The organism is Rickettsia endosymbiont of Proechinophthirus fluctus (assembly GCF_001602635.1).
Taxonomy (GTDB): Bacteria; Pseudomonadota; Alphaproteobacteria; order Rickettsiales; family Rickettsiaceae; genus Rickettsia; species Rickettsia rickettsii.
The window spans coordinates 185,543-190,513 of record NZ_LECS01000001.1 but is presented as its reverse complement, the minus strand read 5'-3'; the positions used below and the strand labels follow the sequence as shown (position 1 = coordinate 190,513).

Sequence of the window (4,971 nt, the reverse complement as noted above, 5' to 3'; positions counted from 1 at the left end):
AATTAAAATGTATTTCCGAAACTTCATTTATTAATAATTCCAAATTATTATATTTTTTGCTATTTTGTAAAACCTTCGGCTCAAAAGATTTCTCATAACATTTTTTAGCTTCAATGAGTAGCTCTTCGCAGATAAAAGCAATTTTTTTCATACGCTCTATAATATTAGGTAATATCTGCGTTTCTACTCTAGACATAGATAAGTGATTATCCTCATGCTCTTCTCCTTCGGTCTCACTACTATGTGCTTCATCATTTTCGGGTGTTTCGTCATGTAACATGTTAGCTTCTAAATCTATCAGATCACGTAGTAACATTTTTTCATTAACTAAATCTTCATACCATACTATAAAACAACGCATAGCAATAGGGCTTCTACATAAGGAAGCAGTCATTGTTTTATGTCCTTCCTCAATCCTTTTTGCTATTTCTATTTCATGTTCACGAGTTAAAAGATTGACTCCCCCCATATCCTTAAGATATAATCTTACAGGATCATCGGTAATACCTATATTTTCTTCTTCTACCTCATCCTCAGGTTCATTATCAACATTGGTAGATAGCTTAAATTCTTCATCCATTCCGATATCAAGCTTAATTTCATCATCTTCATTAGATTCTAAAATATCTACTCCTGCATCGGAAAATTTTAATATAGCTTCCTCTAATTGTCTTATTGAAGGATTTTTATTAAGAGGAAGAGCGTTGTTTATATCATCATAAGTGACCGGTATCTTTTTAGATTTAGCTTTTTTAAGTAAACTATCTATTTTATCTAGATCATTGTCTATATTGCTATTGCTCATTAAATACCTATATGCTTTTTTCTTTTAAAAGAAGTTTGAAATAATTAAGTTATCGTGTGATTAATAAAAGATTCGTTTAAAACTTGCAGTTCATTTGCAATCTTCAGAATTTCTTGTTTATATAGTAAAACTTTTTCAAAGTCGTGATTGTCAGTACTGTTTATGGTAATAGCGTATTCTTGTTGTAAATTTATTAGATAATATTTCTTATGTAGCCACTGCCATAATAAATCCAGTCTGATATTATTTTTATTAAATGAGATATCTAAAAACAAATTATCCGTTTTTGATAATAATAAAAAAATATCAAAAAAGCTAGTTTTTTCCACAATTGCAGTAATTTCACTTGCTTCTACGTTATTATCTATAATCTCGTTTAAATACCAATTACGGAATTCTTCAAGCGATTTATTATTAAAATTTAAATTTAAGATGAAATCTCTAATATCTTTTTCTTCAAGAATTATAGGAAATTTAACCAACAAAGCACAAAAAGCGTGTTCTAGTATTTCAAGCTCCGAATAACCGTGACTTGAAATTATAGGAACCAAATTTGAATTTTTAGTTGTAGCTTTCTTCTGCGTTGTAACTAAATTTTGCCATATTTGATCTTTAAAAAACCTGTAATAACTTACTTTTAAATCACTATCCGATATTTTGCTGCAATAATTTTTTAAATTTTTTTCTAAATTAGCTTTTTCTTCCGCAGTTTTAAAACTCTTGCCGCTATACTCAATATGCCAAATCATTTCTGATAAGCTTATTCTTTTATCTATAAGCTTTGCAAAAAAATCAGCACCGTTTTTATTTACTGCATCGTCGGGATCAAGTCCGCTTGGTAACCTAATAAAAGAAATTTTCTTTTCACTATTAATAAGCGGTAATGCTAAGTTAATAGTTCTTATACTAGCTTTTATGCCTGCATTATCTCCGTCAAGACATAATATAATTTCATCGCCAGCACGCCATAATTTATGTAAGTGATTCTCAGTAACACTAGTACCAAGACTCGCAACCGTTTCACTAAAACCTGCTTGATGTAGTGCTATAACATCAAAATAACCTTCTACTAAAATCGAATGATTTTTTTTATAGCTACTGCTTATCGCTTTATGCTCACCGTATAGAGTTTCACTTTTTTGAAATACTGTAGTTTCAGGTGAATTTAAGTATTTAGGCAGCCCCTCCCCTAGTACTCTACCGCCAAAGCCTACAATTTTATTGTAAATATTTCTAATTGGAATAGTAATACGGTTAGAAAATAAATTATATATTTCACCGTTTTCTCGCTTGCCGATTAGCCCTGCTTTACCAAGTTTTATAATATCTATATTTTTATCGTGAAAAAATTTTTCAAATTTATTATTCTTCGGGGCAAAACCTATTGAAAACTCTTTTACTGTTTCTTCGGTAATACCCCTTTCGTGTAGATAATGTAATATTTCAGGTGTTAATTGTGTCCTGAAAAACTTATTGGCGAGTTCTAAAATATTTAGAATTTCATCGGATTCTTCATAAAATTCTTTCTGTTTTGCAGTTAATTTCGGTATCTCTATACCGTAATCGATTGCAAGCTTTATAGCAGACTCATTATAAGATAAACCGCTAATATTAGAAGTAAATTTTATAACGTCACCGGCTGCTTTACAACCAAAACAATAGAAAAATCTCTTACTATTACTAACCGTAAAAGATGGGGTCTTTTCTTGATGGAAGGGACATAAACCTACATAGTTACCGGATTTTCTAGTTAAAGCTACTTTTTGCCGCACTACATCCGATATGTTAATACGGTTTCTTAAGAACTCATAAAATTCTGGTGCAACTCTCATTATATTACAATATGTAGGAAAGAATAGCTGTAGAAAGACAATAAGAAAGCGGTATAGACAAATTATCGTTAATTCTTAAATCTTTTGAATAAAATTCAGCTACTGTAGCCCCTATGCAGCTTATAATAATACTAATAAAACTTGTATTATATCCTAAATAGAAATACACTAATATACTTATAAAAATTGCAGAAGCTAAAAAGGTAATAGAACCGGCTATAGATTTACCGTTACCTAAGCTATTTCCTATTTTAACACCGACAAGAGCCGCTAAACAATCTGAAATAATTAAAATCAACCACGAACAAATCACTAAATTTTTAGGGAAAAGAAGAGCAGTTAAGAAAAAACCGATCATCATAAAGCTAACGCCGCTTAAAGCAAAAGAACCGTTATTTTCTTCAAGCCTTATAACTTTTGAAAAAAATCTAGTTACAAATTCGCTAATTTTTGCATTATTATGACGTGATACATCTAAATATAATGTAATAGCCGTTATTATAAATAATAATAACGTAATAGCGGTTCTTGGAATAAATAAATAAAGCAGCGGAAATATTATAGCCAATAGGTGGAAAATTTTACGCTTTTTCTCAAAGTCAAAATCTTTAATTTCCATAAGATTACTCACTTGTTGCTATTGTTATATGAGAAATAATGCCAACATCATTGCAAACAGTATTCGATGTCATTCCTGCTTTCGCAGGCATGACATAACAGAATCCGCTTAGACAAGGACCACTTGCAATGACAATATTTAGGCAATACCAAATAATTAAAAAGGCTTATTTGACAAATTTCACTATTACAAATATACTTGCTGAAATCTATATTATTGAAAATAGTATACTAAAATTACTAAATCTATACAATATAATTATGAATACAAAATTTCCTATCACCGCTAAAGGTTTTGAAAAATTAGAACACGAGCTTAAACATTTAAAACATGTAGAACGTAAAAAAATTAGTGCAGATATAGCAGAAGCACGAGAACACGGCGATTTATCCGAGAATGCAGAATATGAAGCGGCACGTGAGAAACAAGCATTTATAGAAGGGCGTATTAAAGAGCTTGAAGATATGACGGCAAGAGCGGAAATTATTGATATTGGTAAATTATCGGGAGATAACATAAAATTCGGGGCTACGGTTACTTTGATCGACGACGATACTGAAGAAGAAGTAACATATATTATTGTAGGAGAATATGAAGCCGATATAACTAGAAAAAGAGTTTCAATCGCTTCTCCTATAGCAAAAGCTTTGATTGGAAAATCGGTAGGTGATTTTGTAGAAGTTACAACACCGAAAGGATCTAAATCATACGAAGTAGTTACCGTTGAATATAAAGAACTAGAACTTTAATTTGATTTTTTTGTCACTATAAACGTTAACCGTATGGCTTGTTATGTCATTCCCGCCTACTTAGGAACGACATCGAGTAGGTTTTTCAATCCATGCAATAACCTCTGCTCCTTGCAATGACGATTTGGGTATCAACAACGCAGGTATGACATTATTAATTACTTCTTCTTAAACATCTCGAGCATTCTTTTTGTTACTATAAATCCGCCGAAGATATTTATAGAAGCAAGCAGCGTTGCAAAATACCCTAGTAGACCGGGAAATCCAAAAGCAGAGCTACTTGCAGCAATCATAGAACTAAGAACTATAATACCTGAAATAGCGTTAGTAATAGACATAAGCGGAGTATGGAGTGCAGGCGTTACTTTCCACACAACATAATAGCCTACAAAAGAAGCTAATACAAAAATAGTTATAGCAAATACTAGCGGATCTATAGTACTTGTGTTTGTTTGCCAACTAGTATCTATTACCAAATCTTTTAATTTACCTGATAATTCTTGGGTATTATGGGCAATTTCAGCAGCCTGTTTAGCCATCGTCGGTAACTGATTCATATATTTAATTTCTCACTCACAATTTTTCCGTCTTTAGTAATCAACATCTCACGTACTAACGCATCATCCATATTAAACTTACCGTCTTGCAATGCATAGGTTAGAAAATTATACAAATTCTTAGCATATAATCTTGAGCTGTCGGTAGCAATTTTAGTAGCAAGGTTTGATAAACCTATTATGGTAACTCCGTGCTTAGTAACGATCTTATCCGGTTCTGAATCTTCCACGTTCCCGCCTGTACTAGTCGTTATATCAACAATCACTGAACCGCGCTTCATAGATTCTAGCATTTTTTCCGTAACAAGCAGAGGTGCTTTTTTTCCCGGAATTTGTGCAGTAGTAATCACTATATCATATCCTTTAATAATTTTTGCTAAAAACTCTTCTTGTTTAGCTTTATAATCTT

5 protein-coding genes and 1 pseudogene are annotated in these 4,971 nt (G+C 31.6%); 1 reads left to right on the top strand and 5 read right to left on the bottom strand.

Translation table 11 applies throughout. The features are described 5' to 3' along the window. The 3 genes from BG75_RS09335 to BG75_RS01015 form a co-directional block, all read right to left on the bottom strand. Window positions 1–805, bottom strand: an 805-nt coding sequence (locus BG75_RS09335; RefSeq protein ID WP_305140698.1) for a sigma-70 factor domain-containing protein, incomplete at its 3' end; no start/stop codon positions are given. Window positions 806–849: 44 nt separating this feature from the next. Further along, complete coding sequence (dnaG, locus tag BG75_RS01020) at window positions 850–2,637, bottom strand: DNA primase (protein ID WP_062811106.1); 1,788 nt, start codon at window positions 2,635–2,637, stop codon at window positions 850–852. A 4-nt stretch (window positions 2,638–2,641) separates the two neighbouring features. Continuing rightward, window positions 2,642–3,256, bottom strand: a complete 615-nt coding sequence (locus BG75_RS01015) for a diacylglycerol/polyprenol kinase family protein (protein ID WP_062811105.1) — start codon at window positions 3,254–3,256, stop codon at window positions 2,642–2,644. A gap of 260 nt (window positions 3,257–3,516) precedes the next feature. Here BG75_RS01015 and greA point away from each other — a divergent pair, with 260 nt between their 5' ends. Further along, window positions 3,517–4,005, top strand: coding sequence for a transcription elongation factor GreA (greA, locus tag BG75_RS01010; RefSeq protein WP_004997127.1), 489 nt, complete (start codon window positions 3,517–3,519; stop codon window positions 4,003–4,005). Window positions 4,006–4,163: 158 nt separating this feature from the next. On the opposite strand, the gene BG75_RS01005 is transcribed toward greA, so the two are convergent. Both BG75_RS01005 and BG75_RS09330 read right to left on the bottom strand, forming a co-directional pair. After that, complete coding sequence (locus BG75_RS01005) at window positions 4,164–4,562, bottom strand: NAD(P) transhydrogenase subunit alpha (RefSeq protein WP_062811104.1); 399 nt, start codon at window positions 4,560–4,562, stop codon at window positions 4,164–4,166. Further along, window positions 4,559–4,971, bottom strand: a pseudogene (locus BG75_RS09330) (NAD(P)(+) transhydrogenase (Re/Si-specific) subunit alpha); the annotation flags it as partial. The pseudogene BG75_RS09330 and the gene BG75_RS01005, both read right to left, overlap by 4 nt.

What these genes read in the sequence shown, in the direction of transcription:
- dnaG (WP_062811106.1), bottom strand. Translation starts at nt 2,637, where the DNA reads ATGAGAGTTGCACCAGAATTTTATGAGTTCTTAAGAAACCGTATTAAC.
- BG75_RS01005 (WP_062811104.1), bottom strand. Translation starts at nt 4,562, where the DNA reads ATGAATCAGTTACCGACGATGGCTAAACAGGCTGCTGAAATTGCCCAT.
- greA (WP_004997127.1), top strand. Translation starts at nt 3,517, where the DNA reads ATGAATACAAAATTTCCTATCACCGCTAAAGGTTTTGAAAAATTAGAA.
- BG75_RS01015 (WP_062811105.1), bottom strand. Translation starts at nt 3,256, where the DNA reads ATGGAAATTAAAGATTTTGACTTTGAGAAAAAGCGTAAAATTTTCCAC.